The organism is Arthrobacter sp. MA-N2 (assembly GCF_000517125.1).
Classification (GTDB): Bacteria; Actinomycetota; Actinomycetes; order Actinomycetales; family Micrococcaceae; genus Arthrobacter; species Arthrobacter methylotrophus.
Genome location: NZ_KI912155.1, coordinates 476,527 through 489,993, shown reverse-complemented (window position 1 = coordinate 489,993; position 13,467 = coordinate 476,527). Strand labels below are relative to the sequence as shown.

General features: G+C 58.8%; 13 protein-coding genes and 1 tRNA gene. 1 reads left to right on the top strand and 13 read right to left on the bottom strand.

Features of this window, described 5'->3' with window-relative positions; translation table 11 throughout:
• Positions 1–6 precede the first annotated feature (6 nt).
• Positions 7–79 (top strand) — tRNA-Ala (locus tag A3M3_RS0102605).
• 196 nt (positions 80–275) lie between these two features.
• Here A3M3_RS0102605 and A3M3_RS28685 read toward each other — a convergent pair.
• The 13 genes from A3M3_RS28685 to A3M3_RS23565 form a co-directional block, all read right to left on the bottom strand.
• A complete protein-coding gene (locus tag A3M3_RS28685) occupies positions 276–416 on the bottom strand; it encodes a hypothetical protein (protein ID WP_231497166.1) in 141 nt (46 codons plus the stop codon).
• 166 nt (positions 417–582) lie between these two features.
• Positions 583–831 (bottom strand): hypothetical protein, encoded by a 249-nt coding sequence (locus tag A3M3_RS28680; RefSeq protein WP_028265025.1) that lies wholly within the window; start codon positions 829–831, stop codon positions 583–585.
• A 357-nt stretch (positions 832–1,188) separates the two neighbouring features.
• Positions 1,189–1,725, bottom strand: a complete 537-nt coding sequence (locus A3M3_RS23590) for a flavin reductase family protein (RefSeq protein ID WP_051422901.1) — start codon at positions 1,723–1,725, stop codon at positions 1,189–1,191.
• A gap of 352 nt (positions 1,726–2,077) precedes the next feature.
• Entirely contained in the window at positions 2,078–2,716 is a 639-nt protein-coding gene (locus A3M3_RS0102585; protein ID WP_028265024.1) for a response regulator, read from the bottom strand.
• Entirely contained in the window at positions 2,713–4,626 is a 1,914-nt protein-coding gene (locus tag A3M3_RS26815; RefSeq protein ID WP_155854263.1) for a hybrid sensor histidine kinase/response regulator, read from the bottom strand. Before A3M3_RS26815 ends, A3M3_RS0102585 begins: the two co-directional genes overlap by 4 nt.
• Positions 4,627–5,151: 525 nt before the next feature.
• Entirely contained in the window at positions 5,152–6,015 is an 864-nt protein-coding gene (locus A3M3_RS0102575; protein WP_028265023.1) for a LysR family transcriptional regulator, read from the bottom strand.
• 342 nt (positions 6,016–6,357) lie between these two features.
• Positions 6,358–6,900 (bottom strand): NADPH-dependent FMN reductase, encoded by a 543-nt coding sequence (locus A3M3_RS23580; protein WP_197023101.1) that lies wholly within the window; start codon positions 6,898–6,900, stop codon positions 6,358–6,360.
• A 10-nt stretch (positions 6,901–6,910) separates the two neighbouring features.
• Positions 6,911–7,744, bottom strand: coding sequence for a carbon-nitrogen hydrolase family protein (locus A3M3_RS23575; RefSeq protein ID WP_051422899.1), 834 nt, complete (start codon positions 7,742–7,744; stop codon positions 6,911–6,913).
• A gap of 331 nt (positions 7,745–8,075) precedes the next feature.
• Positions 8,076–9,158 (bottom strand): LLM class flavin-dependent oxidoreductase, encoded by a 1,083-nt coding sequence (locus A3M3_RS0102560; protein WP_028265022.1) that lies wholly within the window; start codon positions 9,156–9,158, stop codon positions 8,076–8,078.
• A 158-nt stretch (positions 9,159–9,316) separates the two neighbouring features.
• Positions 9,317–10,696, bottom strand: coding sequence for a purine-cytosine permease family protein (locus tag A3M3_RS23570; RefSeq protein ID WP_197023100.1), 1,380 nt, complete (start codon positions 10,694–10,696; stop codon positions 9,317–9,319).
• A 128-nt stretch (positions 10,697–10,824) separates the two neighbouring features.
• On the bottom strand, positions 10,825–11,763 hold the full coding sequence (locus A3M3_RS0102550; RefSeq protein WP_231497165.1) for a cyclase family protein: 939 nt from the start codon (positions 11,761–11,763) through the stop codon (positions 10,825–10,827).
• Between the two features lie 2 nt (positions 11,764–11,765).
• Positions 11,766–12,065 carry a Dabb family protein gene (locus A3M3_RS0102545; RefSeq protein WP_028265020.1) on the bottom strand — a complete coding sequence of 100 codons (300 nt, stop codon included), beginning with the start codon at positions 12,063–12,065 and terminating at the stop codon, positions 11,766–11,768.
• Between the two features lie 666 nt (positions 12,066–12,731).
• Positions 12,732–13,184: an aldo/keto reductase gene (locus A3M3_RS23565; protein ID WP_155854262.1), complete on the bottom strand. Its 453-nt coding sequence runs from the start codon at positions 13,182–13,184 to the stop codon at positions 12,732–12,734.
• Between the last annotated feature and the right edge of the window lie 283 nt (positions 13,185–13,467).

Sequence of the window (13,467 nt, the reverse complement as noted above, 5' to 3'; positions counted from 1 at the left end):
TGACCAGGGGCTATAGCTCAGTTGGTAGAGCGCTTCGTTCGCATCGAAGAGGTCAGGAGTTCGAATCTCCTTAGCTCCACAGTGAAGGCCCTCCCACCTGCGGAAACGTGGGGTGGGAGGGCCTTTCTTGTGGCCAGTTCCGAACCCACCCCACGTTTTGGGATGGAAATGCATTCCAGATCAAGGCCATCGTCTATTTGTTGTCCGGGCCGTTGCGGGTCCAGCGCATCATGTCCATCGCCGCCGCGGGGCAGCCGCGCGGGCGACGGCCGTCGTCAGCCGCTCTTGAGCCGGTTCCGCAGCGGATCCATCGCGGTGGTCCGGTCCGCCGGGTCTAGCATTTGCCAGGACCGGTGGCCCGGGTCGGCGAGTTTCTTATGCAGGCTCAGGATGCGGGACTTGTCGCTGCCATTCATGTGGCCTGCTGTAACAAGAGGATTCCTGATGGTTGCACACAAGACGACGGCGTCGTCCAGATGCCGCTCCTTGTCTCCGGAATCTTCCCGGTAGGCGGCGCCTTGAGCACGAGTGCGCCTAGGGTGTTGGGGATGCTGATGAACACCGGCCCGGCGTCGTCGACGATCATGCGGCAATTGACTGCCCGCTGCAGGGCCTGGTGCCGCCGGTGGCCTGGAAGGGTCGACGTCCCCCGTCGGGCGCGTGACGGCGAGCTCCGCGGCGGCATGTGCAGCCGGTGTCCTTGTCCTGCATGGCTGCCGCCCCACGGACGATCAGATGGTCGATAAGTACGGTTAGACCGTCGGGACTGATCCTGAAGCGGAGTGTCTTGTCTTTGTTGCGGGCCAGGATGCACACGGTGTCTGCGTCCATGTCATTCAGCCTGCTTTTTAGCCGGGACCTTTAATAGATGGCGTATGGAGACATGCTCACGAAGCGGTCGACGGTGATTTCAGTGATTCCTTCGTGGGGAAGGCCCATCTCAGGTACCCCACGGGCAGGCCGGTGGTTTCCTCAATTGCCTCGTAGGTCAGTTCTCGCTTTTACGGGTAATCTCTGCCGCAGCGCGGGCCACTGCGACCTGTCGGACCCTCCAGCGTTCAGCTGGCTCCTTCTGTAGGGAGGAGCGGTCGGGTGACTTCCGCATTGTGGGGCCCCACCGTCCTCGGCGTGGCGCTGCCTTCGCTCGGGGCGAATCTGCCGCAGATACCGGACTCTTAGTGTTCTTTTTCACTCGGATGGTTCGTCGAGTTCACGCAGGCGGCGGTACTTGCCCTTGAAGTAGAGGAGGGGCGCTGCCGTGTGCCAGGAGGCGGGACTCATTTCGTTGACACGTCCGATGACGATGTAGTGGTCGCCTGCCGCGTGCTCAGCCCAAATGTCGCAATCAAGCCACATCAGGGTGTCGGCGATGACGGGGTTGCCCGCGACAGTCTGCGACCATTCGATACCGGCCCATTTGTCGGTGCCTTTGCGGGCGAACTGGTTCGATATTGTGTGCTGGTCCTGAGCGAGCACGTTCACCACGAACTTTCCAGTCTCACGCAGCCGCGGGTAGGTGGTCGAGTTCGTCATCACGCTGAACGAGACTAGCGGCGGCTCGGTAGATACCGAATAGAAAGACTGGCAGGTGAACCCGATCGGGCCCTCCTCATCGATCCCACTGATGATGGTGATACCCGAGGCATAGTGCCCCAGAGTGTCACGAAAAACCCGAGGATCAAACACCCGCTCATGGACGAGCGGCTTGTGAAGTGCAATGGTCATGGTCTTCAGCTCCTACTAAGGTGTGGCTACCGGTTGAGGGAGAAGCACGATCGTCGCCATCGGCATCGCTTGCTTTTCACCTCGGTTCGGTGACATTCCTATTCTTCGTCGAAGCGAAGTGGCACACATCACCCGGTCGGTGTGCCAAAGGAATGTACTTTTCTTAGCCAAAAGAATGATGTCTGCCCAGCGTCATGCATACTAAAATCCCATCTCTTCACGCGGGATAACGCGCCTCCTGCCCGCATTCACGGTTGCAATAGGCCGAAGCTCGGTGTTCTAGGGGCGGTAGCTTCGGCACCAGGCGTTGACGCTGGTCTTGAGAAACGGAGGACTTGTTCGTGCTGGTATCTCAACGAAGGAAGCCACGGCGAATCGCCTGGGCTACCGCGGAAGCGCGGTCGGAGACATCTAGTTTGTCGTAGATGTGCTGTAGATGCGTTTTGACGGTCGCGAGGGAGACATGGAGTTCGCTTGCGATCTTTTGGCCGGAGTACCCATCGGCTGCCAATCGAACAATTTCGAGTTCACGGGGGGTCAGGGTTGGTTTTTCCGTTGTCTCGCGGCGAGTACGGAGTTCCCGGGCAAGAACGTCCTGGGCAAAGGGGGCGATGATGGTGGCACCGGCGCCAATCTGAAGGACGGCGTCCGTAATTTCACTAAACGATGCTGCCTTCTCAAGAAATCCCCTGGCTCCGTGGGCGAAGGCCCGGTAGACGCTTGTGCTGTCCATGTAGGCAGTGAGTACGAGAACGCGGGTGGGGGATTCCTCCGCGAAAAGCGATTCCAAGACCTGCATTCCATCGAGCTCGGGCAGGTTTATGTCCATCACGGCCACGTCCGGTTTCAGCTTTCGAATAGCTGCGAGTGCATTCTTGCCGTCCCCTGCTGATCCTATGACGTTGATCTGCGGCACACTCTCCCAATTTCGGGCGAGACCTTCCCTGTAGACGGGATGGTCGTCTGCAATGAATACGGTGATGGTCTTCACGGCTGCGCCAAAGCACTGCGGATCGTGCGCGTGAATTGGTCGATTTCAAAAGGCTTTGTGACGTAATCCAGGATCCCGGTCCCGCGCAGTTCTGCGATGCGGGCCGGAGTGGCATCTGCGGAGAGAATAATGACCGGAACGTGCATTGTGCGCTCATCTTGCTGCAACTGTTTTACTACCTCGGCCCCTGACAAGTCGGAGAGGTTCAAGTCAAGGAGGATCAGTCGGGGTGACGCCGTTTTTGCCAGCGCGATTCCTGATTTACCGGTGGTTGCGGAGATCAGATTCAGCCTGTCCATCCCGGCGATGATGTTCTCTACCAAGCGGATATTTGCGTGAGTGTCTTCAATATAGAGTATTGTCGCGTCGGCTTCATCTGGAGTTGTTAGCGCTTCCTGGTCTGGAACGGTTGCTTTGGCATCTTCGTCTGGCGTCGCCGCGAGCGGCATGTCGACAAAGAACGTTGAGCCCTCGCCTGGGGCGGTGTGTTCTATGCCCAGAACACCGCCCATCTCTTGAACAAGCTTCCTGGATAGGGCCAGCCCCAGGCCAGACCCTTCGACGTCAGCAGCGTGGGATAGCCGCACGAATGGCGTAAACAATCGTTGGATGTCGGCTTCAGCCATTCCGGGGCCCGTGTCCATGATGAGGAAACGCAGGAAACCATCTCCGGGTTCGCACCAAACGCGTATCGCGCCCCGTGGGGTGTTGAACTTGACGGCGTTTCCGAGCAGGTTAAGGAAGACCTGTCGAAGGCGTTGCGTGTCGGCCAGGATGTGGCGGTGGAGGGCACCATGGAGGTCACTGGCGATCTCGATGTCACTCGCAGCCGCGAGCGGGCGAATGAGCTGGAGAGCCTGGTGCAGAGGTTCGATAGCTGGGACGGGTACGGTGGCGATGCCAGGAGCTCCAGCTTCTATCCAGGTAATGTCAAGGACATCGTTTACGAGAGATAACAGATGCTTGCCGGCGTCAAGAATATGACCGACACTTTCTGCGCCCCCAGGACTGAGCGGAAGGTCTCGAAGCAGCTGCGCGAAGCCAAGAATGGCGTTCAGTGGCGTCCGCAGCTCATGGCTCATCCTGGACAGAAATTCGTCCTTTGACCGGTTGGCACGTTCTGCCTCATGCATCGCGTCGCGGGCTGCTCTCTCAGCGCGCTTGCGGTCGGTGATGTCGGTGGAGATCGCGCCAAGAGCGTAAGGATTGCCAGTATCGTCCTTGAGTGGGAACTTGATGGAGAGCCAGCGACTGTCCTCGTCCGGGTCAGCCTTGTCACCGATGGCTAGGGGTTCTTCTACCTCGATGGACTGGGCAGTCCTGATTACCATGTCGTCGTTCTTGGTGTAGGCATCAGCAATCGGTTTCGCGAACAGGTCGTAGTCGGTGTGACCGATGATTGATTCCGCGCTGAGCCCGAGGAGGTTGGCGTAGTAGCTATTGGCGATGAGGTAGCGCCCTTCAAGGTCCTTGACATACATCAGCGCCGTTGAGTTATCCAAGAGGTCCTTGAGATGCCGGATGGTGGAGTACAGATCGTGTTCCGCAGAATCCTGCTCGGTGAGCGCGGTCAGTTGGACCAGCAAGTAATCATTCGGGTCCTCAGGCACGTTGAACGGCTTGATTCGCGGACGGAAAGCTTCCAGACGTTCGCCAAGGTGGACTGCTACGGTGGGGGCGTCGGACGTAGCGGAAAGGGGTGCGGTCACAAGCCGGGTCAAGGCCGCGGGGAGATCGTTTTCAGTTCCTCGCCCCGGAACAGCGTTGCCATTGACGAGCGCAACAAATTCGCTGTTTCCGGCAAGGAACACCAGACGTTCGGGGGTCTCCCTGCGAAAGATGGCGGTTGCCAGCGGCGCCGCGTCGAAAGCGCCTTGTTTCAGTCGCATGATGGCTTCTGCCCAACTCACGGCAACAGTCTTCCACAACGGCACCGCAGATCTACAGGCGCAGCCAACTCATACCGTTCGCAAAGAATCCCGGATCCCTTCCAATTTATACCCGACAAAGTGGCACCTGTGCTTTCTGTTATACGGGACTCACCGACGCGCGGAGTCCGGATGTTTAGTGACATCAACCTCCGGCTTATGATCCCCTAGCCGGTCGACGTGGCCGTGCTGGCCTATCGAATCACGAGCAGTAGGGACAATCCAGGAAATCGGGAGCGGAACGGCAGACCGGGCAGCCCTCGTGAATCACGTCCCTTTCCTTTCGAATTGCCCGCGGACTCTCGGTGGGCGGCTGACGGTTCCACCTGCTGTTTCTAAAGCCATCCGCTTCGTGACAAGCCTCCGAGGGCTTTGAAACCTGGTGACCCGCCAGTCGCGTCCTCCTATTCCCGATTTTCCGGCTAGCCCAATCGCCGACAAGTGCAATTTGGAGTTCAACAGCCTGATCTTCCTGAAGAACCGGCGCTCCGAAGGCGCCGGCTCTGCTTACTCGACGATGTCGAGGAAAGCGCGGATGGCCGGGCTGGGGTTGAAATCATCCCAAGCGAGGTATTCAATTCGGGAGGGCCCGTCAGTGATCGGAAGGCTGACCAGATCGGGGTAGCGGAGCGCGTACCGAGACGGCAGGAGCGTAACGGCGAGGTTCTGTCGAATCAGGTTGATCGTGAAGTCGGTGGCCATCGTCTCGCATATCACCTCTCGGTGGATTCCCGCAGCGGCGAAGGCGAGGTCGCTTTCGGCACGCGCCTGTGTCCCGGTGGGGAAGTCGGCGAAGGTCTCCTGGGCCAGGTCGCTTAGCTGTATCTCATGTTGACCGGCAAGCGAATGTTCGTAGCTGACGACGGCGACCAGTCGATCAGTGCTCAAGTGCCGCCAGGCTACGCCCTGCGGTGCCCGGTTCCGGGGAAGTCCGAGCAGGCCGACGTCGATGTCGCCTCGGGTGATCGCTGATTCCAGCTCATCGCTGCCTGCGACCTGGAGGGTGATATGAACCTTTGGGTGCATGTGGAGAAAGACCTTCAATGCTGCCGCCACATCGATGGCGGTCACAGTGGGAATGAGTCCTATTCTTAGACGTCCCCGGATCTGGCCTGTTACCGCTGCGGCATCGACGGCGGCTTGTTCGGCAGATTTCAGGCTGGCACGTGCCGCCTTCAGGAACGCCTCGCCTGCAGCGGTGATCTCGACGCGTCTGCTGGTGCGGCGAAAAAGCTCCACTTCCAGTTCGTTCTCCAGGTTCTTAATCTGGTGGCTCAGCGCCGACTGCACCACGAAACACTTGGCTGCGGCACGGGTAAAAGTCCCCTCCTCCGCCAAGGCGACCACATAACGAAATTGTTGGAGCTCCATTCATCTATGATGCTTGTTGATAGGTGCAATAACAAGTATGTGTTAGACAGATGGCTCGTTCGCTCACATCATGTATATGGAAGCGCAAAACGATGACAAGCGCATCTCGCTTAATGCCGGTTTCCAACCGACGCCGTGTTGGTCTAACGGACAGGAGCCCAGTTTTGATCAGGCGCGAATTCATTGGCCAGGCAGCAGAAACGGCTGGCAAGTCGGCGTTCCTCGACTTTCTAACCCAGCCTTGCCCCAGAGGGTCACGGAAAAACCTGGGGATCCAACGCGGGCCCATGAAGAATTTTGTGGGCAACAATTGCCATTTCCCTGGCTCCTCTGATGGTGCCGTTACGCAACCGGTTCGGGAAAATGGACCGTTGTTGACGCGACTTTAGCGAGGCAGGCGAGGTTGGCTGCATACTCCGCGGCAGCTTGTCCGGCGATTTCTTCCAAGCGGTCCATTTGCTTGGACACGAAGTAGAAGCCCCGGCCCGGAACGACCGCCCCCAGTTCGACCAGAAGAGGTGCGAGGTTGACCGTAGGACTCATGGCATGGGTGAGATCCCCTCCCATATGAACCGGAATTGCTGTTACCCCAGAAAGACCATTTGTCGGATACCTGTCAAGGAAGGCCTTGAGAAGTCCCGTGTAACTGGCCTTATATGTGGGGGAAGCAAACACCACTAGGTCACTCTCTGCGACCCGGGCATTCAGCGCCGCCATTTCGTCAGAGGGCCATGCGAAAATCTCATCTGTGTGGTCGGCCAAATCAATGATCTCCAGCACGTGATGACCGGGATCGAGGAGCTTCTCAACTAAGGTCTTCGCGACCGTAAGCGTGTGTGACATCGGTTTGGGATTTCCCACAACGATCGTTGCTTTCAGTCTCATCGTTCGTTTCTCACTTGGTATCAGTTGATAGGGAAGGCTCGGCGGACACCTGGAAGTGGCGGGCGTTGGCCAGCACCGGAATTTTGGTGCGCACGTCGTTCACCAGCGAAGGATCGATATCTACTACGACCAGCTCAGGTTTTCCCTCAAGCTTCGCCAAAGTGGAGCCCAGTGGAGAGATCACTGCGCTGCGGCCGATCCCGGTCGGAGCAACGCCCGCGGGTTCCACCCCCATGGTTTCGGGATCCCCTTGACCGCAGGCCACCACAAAGGTGGTGCTGTCTAGGGCCCGGGCACGGACTAGCAGGTCCCACTGCTCTGCCTTTCCCTCGCCGGCACCCCAAGATGCACAAACAATGTTGACTTGGGCGCCCGCTCTGGCGTTGGCCGAGAAGAGGGCGGGGAAGCGGACGTCGTAGCAGGTTGCTAATCCGAAGACGGTGCCATGGAGCTCAAAAGTTACGGGTCTTTCGCCCGCGTCAACGGTTTCCGATTCGGTGAAGCCGAAGGCGTCGAAGAGGTGGACCTTGTCATAGGAGGCGTCAACGCCCGGTCCTGTGACCAGCAGAGTGTTCCGTACCCGGCTGCCCTGTCCGGGAGTGAACATTCCTACGACGATCGCAATGTTTAGTTCCTTGGCTATGCGGCGTACTTCCTCCGCCCACGGGCCCTCGAGGGGCTCGGCGACGTCGGCAAGCGAGTGCCCGAAGGCGCGCATAACTGCCTCAGGGAAGACGACAAGTGCGGCGCCCGCCGTTTTGGCCTGAGCGGCGTATTCCCTCACCAAGTCGAGGTTGGCCGTTGGGTCAGCACCACTGATGATTTGAGCGACTGCAAGACGCATGGAAGAACTCCCATTTGTTGTGTATGTTCGGGGGGCTTTTCGTGGACAGAAGTTCCGACAGTCAGGTTCGGAGCGGGAGTCACAGCAAGGTGTTCATCGATAGCCTTCTGCGTCTGAATAACATCACCTGCAACCAAAGGCATCCATGATTTCCTGGCGTTCGGCGCCACGCGCAGCGTGGCGCCGTCGATGAGCTGCTGGTGGAAAAGAATGCCCATCCTGATGAAGGTGCGGGCGGAGGTCTGTCTCATTGAGGGACCGGCGGCCGGTTCGACCCTTTCCAGGCGGCTGGAGCATGAGCTCCAGACCGCCTGGCGGGGATGCGACCCACTTATGCTAGCTGGAGAGCGGCGTACTTCTCGCGAACGAGGGGCAGGACCTTTTCTCCGAAGATCTTGAGGTCGGGGACGTAGTCGACGAACGTCATGAGCAGACCGCTGACGTTGGTGTCACGCTCCAGCGTGGCAATCTGCTCGGCCACGCTTTCGTACGATCCGTGCAGCACGGGGAAGCTCATGAAAGTGAGGTTGCCTTCTTCGATGGGGGCGGTGAGGCCGTTAACGAAGTGCTCGCTCGTGCCGCCCTTTTGCGGGTCCTTAGACGCGCTGCCGACGACGTTTGCAAGCGCTTCCTTGTCCTGGCCATCGACGATGGCCTGGGCCTTGGCTCGTGCCTTTTCGTCTGTCTCGTCAGCGATGATTGTAAAGAGAGCCAGCGTGCCCACATCGCGTCCGACCTTGGCCGCCTCGTCGAGAACGGGCTGTGCAATCTTGGGCAGCAGTTCGCGGTCGCCGAACACAAAGTTGTAGTCGGAATGATGCGCGGTGTACATCTGACCACGCGGCGACTGTCCCGCGGTGACGATCGGAAGCTCACGCTCGGGAGCGGGATAGCATGTCGCGTCGTCGAGCTTGAAGAATTCGCCGTCGAATGTAGCCCGCCCATCACGCCACAGCGTCCTCATGATCTCGACGTATTCAGCGGCGTAATCGTAACGGCGGTCGTAGTAGTCATCGCCGGGCCACAACCCCATGGGCTCGTATTCCGGCCGGTTCCAGCCGGTGACGAGGTTCACGCCCGCCCGGCCCTTGGCGATGTCATTGAAAGTTGCCAGCTGACGGGCCGCGATAGCAGGATGAATTCCCAAAATCGGGACGGTGGCATAAACGTCGATCTTGCTCGTCTGTGCCGCCAACCCGCACGCCAAGGCGATGGAGTCGAGGCAGCTATCCCAATAGCCGGTCGTACCCCCGAATCCGCGGTACTTGATCATCGAAAGAATGAAGTCGAGCCCGATACGTTCTGCCTCCTGGGTGATCTCCAGGCAGTGGTCGTAGCTGGGGATGTACTGGGGACTCGAGTCCGAGATGATATATCCGTTTTGACCGTTCGGAAGGAACACTCCAAGTTTCATTGCTACTTCTCCAATTTCTCTCTTGATGGATTGCATGTGCGTGTTTGGTTTTCATTTGATGAACCGACATTGGTTTGGTCTTGCATGGGGGTCGCACGGGGCGGGCCGGGACTAGTGATCGTTTGCCTTTGATCAGTTATCACCGCTTGCATCTGTGGCTAGGCCGGCTTGGGTCCGGTTTCGGTGGGGGCATGCAACGCGCTGTGCTCCCTGAATGCGCCCCGAAGCCCGGCGTACAAGCCGCTGGCGACGATCACTGTTGCGATCGGGCCCCATGTCGCGCCCCAAGGGAAGGCGCTGGTGAGGAAAATACCCACGATGGTAGCCACCGTCCATGCGATCAGGCCCGGGTAGTGGATCTGCCGGTAGTGCTCGTCTCCGAGCAGGCCGTGTTCATCTTTGCGTGTCCGGTTGAGAAGAATGTGCGTGAGAGCGATTGCGACCCATCCGCTGACCAGGACTCCCTGCCATGCCAAGGCGAGGAGCAGGTACTGGATGATCGGCAGCAGCATCAGCAGGTAGATGATCGCCGAGGAGACAATCACCCAGAATGCTGCTGGAAGCTTTACTCGGAACAGCCGTTCGCCGAATTCCTGCAGGTTGGCTGCGCCGATGAAATAGTTGGCGGTATTGATTCGGGTTTGGAAGACGAGGACAAGGACAAGGCCGATCGGTCCCATCAAAGCCACCAGCCCGCCGGAGAGGCCTGATTCCGAAACTTGCAGGCCGGGAATCGTGAATGTCAGGAAGATGCCCACCAAGGCGTTCACGCCGTAGGTGAGTGTCCAGAACGGCCAAGTGAAGGTGTATTTGGTGTGGAACCCCGTGTCCTGGCGCTTGCCCAGCGCCGCGTAATCCATGGTGTACATCATCAGCACCCAAACGCCCAGGTAGGCTGCGAAGGTGGCAAGCCATCCGGGGCCTCCGGCCGCGAGGGGAAGCTCGGCTCCCGGAGTGTGGGTCAGCCAGGCATCGGTGAACCCGAACCTCACCCCGGCCCATACCACCATTACGACCAACCCCAGCAGGTACAGCGGCAGCAGCCAGCCGTTGAGCTTGTCCAGGAAACGTCGGACTCCGCCGAGAATGAGGGGGGTGGAGTAGGCTACGACCACGAGGCTCCAGATCCAATGTTCGCCACCGAAGGCCGCCTGGAAGGCATACACCACGATTGAGCCCTCGAACACGGCGTAGTAGATGGCCGTCAACGCCAGGATCACACTGGCGATAATCGTGCCGGCCTTCCCCAAGATGGTCCGGGAGAACCGCGCGACAGTGGTGCGGTTGTTGATCGAATGCTTCGCCAACACACGATTGATCAGGCTGTAAGTGATAATGGTTAGCACGAGTCCAATGATCGCGTTCACCGTCCCGTACGCGACCGCCATCGCCGCACCGATATAGAGCATGAACATGGCACTGGCGATGCCGTAGAACGCCATGAACAGCGACCATTTGCCCATCTGGTCCCCGTCGGAACCAGCCCGGTACAAAGCGTCAGTGACCTCGACCGTGTTGTTTGTGCCCTTGAGATCCATCAGTTCCTCCTTTGAAACTTGGAACAATAGCCCGAGGCTCTCGCCCGTGGACTCTCCCGTGGTTATTTGGATTGTCGTTCAGGTCATCAGGGACCCGGACGAGTGAACTTCTTCCAGCTTGGACAGAATCAGTTGAGTTTCAGAGCCACCGGGCGAATGGGGGCGCCCGTCGCGCCTTTGAGTCGAATCGGTGCTGCGATCACGCAGAACTCGTTGACGTCGTCAGCTGAAAGCTCTTCAAGGTTCAAGAGCTCGATCATGGGTACACCCGCCTCTGCGAGGAAGTGGCAATGCCCTGGAAGCCAGTTGTCAATGTGCTGGCTGGGGCCAACTTCCACGCACTCCTGATCGGCGCCAATAACACTGATTCCTTGAGCGGTCAGCCAGCGAGCAGCATCCAAGCTGAGGCCGGGAGGGTTCCCGAGGGCCTTGCTACCGTCGGGCCAGTAGGCCATCCGCCCCGTTCGGACGAAGACAACGTCGCCCTCTGCAATGGTGAGGCCCGTTCGCTCAAGCTCCTCTTCAACATCCGCGACCGTGATGGCGTAGGAGTCGTCGAGGCATTGCACGCCCTTTAACTTGGCGATGTCCAGCAGCACTGTTCGGGCAATGATCGGAGGGATGGTGTCCGCGCCACCCTTGGTCCAGTTGCGACTTCCCAAGTGTTCCTTCGCGGTGAAGCCGTTGTAGATGGCGCCGTCGACACCGAAATGGTTCAGAGCATCGATATGCGTGCCCGTGTGGGTGTAGAGGAAAACCACGTCACCCGAGTAACATACGTGGCGGTTAATTTGGTCGCCGGCGCCGTTCAGATTGTCCACAATAGTGCCTTCAGGCGTGTGGCTCATGAAAATCTGATATGAGGGGTCTCCGGCCGCCTGGAAGCTGGGCATACCGACGAAGTAGTCAACGCTGAGGTCATAGACCTTCGACGTATCCACTCGGCCGAGGGCCTTTGCCTGTGCAGTGAGCGCAAGAGCGTTCAGGGCTCCAAGCTCGTCGTCCGCACCGTAAGGGCTCGTCGCGACCTTGATGGCGGACTTCACGCCTGCGATGTTGGTCGTCACAGTTACTCAGCCTCTCGAACGAAGTCGACAACCGCGCGACTGCGGACTATGGGAAGCAATTGCTGCACGATCTCTTCGTGGAACGGGTCCGACGAATATGCTTCAAGGTCGGCCCAGGAGTCGAAATCCGTGATGAGGACGCCATCCCACGGGTCGCCGTTCTCGTTGGGCTCTCCCACGTGGCTTCCCAATTCCCAGCTGCGGATCATCGTCAACTTGTCCGAAAGCTGGGTTAGAAGGTCGAGGATGGTCGACTTGTCAGTCGTTTCTGCTGCCTGCCAAATGAATACATGCCTGATCAAAACTGGGCTCCTGTCGATACGTAAAGACCGCCGCACCGTAGTTTTCAGATTGCTGAACGCTCCTGTACTTGCGGTCTTTTTGGTGTACTGCCATATTCCGCTCTCACTCACCTATGAGTCCAACACATGCTTGTCATTGCACCTATCTATATGGATCATGAATCGAGCCGAGATCACCGCTGCAGATACGGCACGAAAGAGTCAGTGACTGCGAGCTTGTCGCGGTAGAAGAATGCGAGTTGATCGGATGGATTTCCGGAAAGGCGATGTTGTCGAATAGGTCGCCCCCTAATGTGCCGCACCCGACCGCCGACAAGTCCTTTGACCTACGCCATGCATGGACATTGGGCGGCGTCGAAACCGACCATGCATTCACCGACCTCGTCCGGGACCGCAAGGGAACAGTTCGGATCACAGTGGATCCGGTGTCGGAATCGGCTGGGATGGGTCTCGTGACCGGGCCGGGGTTCAGACGCCGATAACGCCGTCGCTGAACGCCACCCGCCCGGATTCGCCGTCGAACCCGATGAGCTGCACCAGACGTATTCAAGGCCGGGCACGACGTTGTCCATCTCGCACCCGACACTGCCCACATCTCAAAGGTCCGTGACAAAATCGGCTTTCGACGAGGTGCTGGCGCCAACGATCGTTGAGGCAACTCGTGGATCAAGCTTTCGAGAACTGCAGGGCAGCTGCCGCTAGGGGGATGCCATACGCCGCACAGATCAACCGCATCTTATCGCTGCGTTCCAGACGTGCCGGACCCCTCTCCCAGTTCATGCCCTGGGTAGACCTTCCCTCCCTATCCAAAAGTAATCTGCCGGTGAATGGCGCGCCATTGACGAATGCCACCTCCCGGGAGACGGCATTCTCGATCAGCGGCTCGGCCGCCCGATCCAGCAGGTTATACGGAACGTGGCTAATCAGGGCGTCGAACGCATCAGTTTGCAGGCACTTCAGTTGGAGATCTATCGGACCGCTTGCAATGCCGAGATGATTGATCATGCCGTGATCCCGCAACCCAACGAGCGTTGCAAGAGGACCGCTACGCGCCGTTGCTGATTCAAAGCTGAACTCTTCGGGTTTACGCAGCAAGACGAGCGGGAAGGTCGAGGCCAAGGCGCTGAAGGCTCCCTTCCCCGGCGCGCACAATGCCGTCCCCCGAGAAGCTGGCTAGTGCACACATCCATCGTGCTAATGTCGATGCCCACTGATGACGCCGACAGGCCCGCACGGCCAAGCATTCGTCTTCTCATCTTTACCCTCGTGCAACCCTTCATACGTTTTTGTGACCTTCTTTAGCCCGGCTGGGCGGTCGCGGTCGATTCCCCGACGCAGGGCAAGGCATACCGTCAGTTGTTGCAGCGGGTTGAGGATCTTGTGTCCGAATGCTCGGCCTGGC

Excerpts from the sequence above, each read along its gene's own strand:
- A3M3_RS28685 (WP_231497166.1), bottom strand. The coding sequence starts at position 416 with ATGAATGGCAGCGACAAGTCCCGCATCCTGAGCCTGCATAAGAAACTC.
- A3M3_RS28680 (WP_028265025.1), bottom strand. The coding sequence starts at position 831 with ATGGACGCAGACACCGTGTGCATCCTGGCCCGCAACAAAGACAAGACA.
- A3M3_RS23590 (WP_051422901.1), bottom strand. The coding sequence starts at position 1,725 with ATGACCATTGCACTTCACAAGCCGCTCGTCCATGAGCGGGTGTTTGAT.
- A3M3_RS0102575 (WP_028265023.1), bottom strand. The coding sequence starts at position 6,015 with ATGGAGCTCCAACAATTTCGTTATGTGGTCGCCTTGGCGGAGGAGGGG.
- A3M3_RS23580 (WP_197023101.1), bottom strand. The coding sequence starts at position 6,900 with ATGAGACTGAAAGCAACGATCGTTGTGGGAAATCCCAAACCGATGTCA.
- A3M3_RS23575 (WP_051422899.1), bottom strand. The coding sequence starts at position 7,744 with ATGCGTCTTGCAGTCGCTCAAATCATCAGTGGTGCTGACCCAACGGCC.
- A3M3_RS0102560 (WP_028265022.1), bottom strand. The coding sequence starts at position 9,158 with ATGAAACTTGGAGTGTTCCTTCCGAACGGTCAAAACGGATATATCATC.
- A3M3_RS23570 (WP_197023100.1), bottom strand. The coding sequence starts at position 10,696 with ATGGATCTCAAGGGCACAAACAACACGGTCGAGGTCACTGACGCTTTG.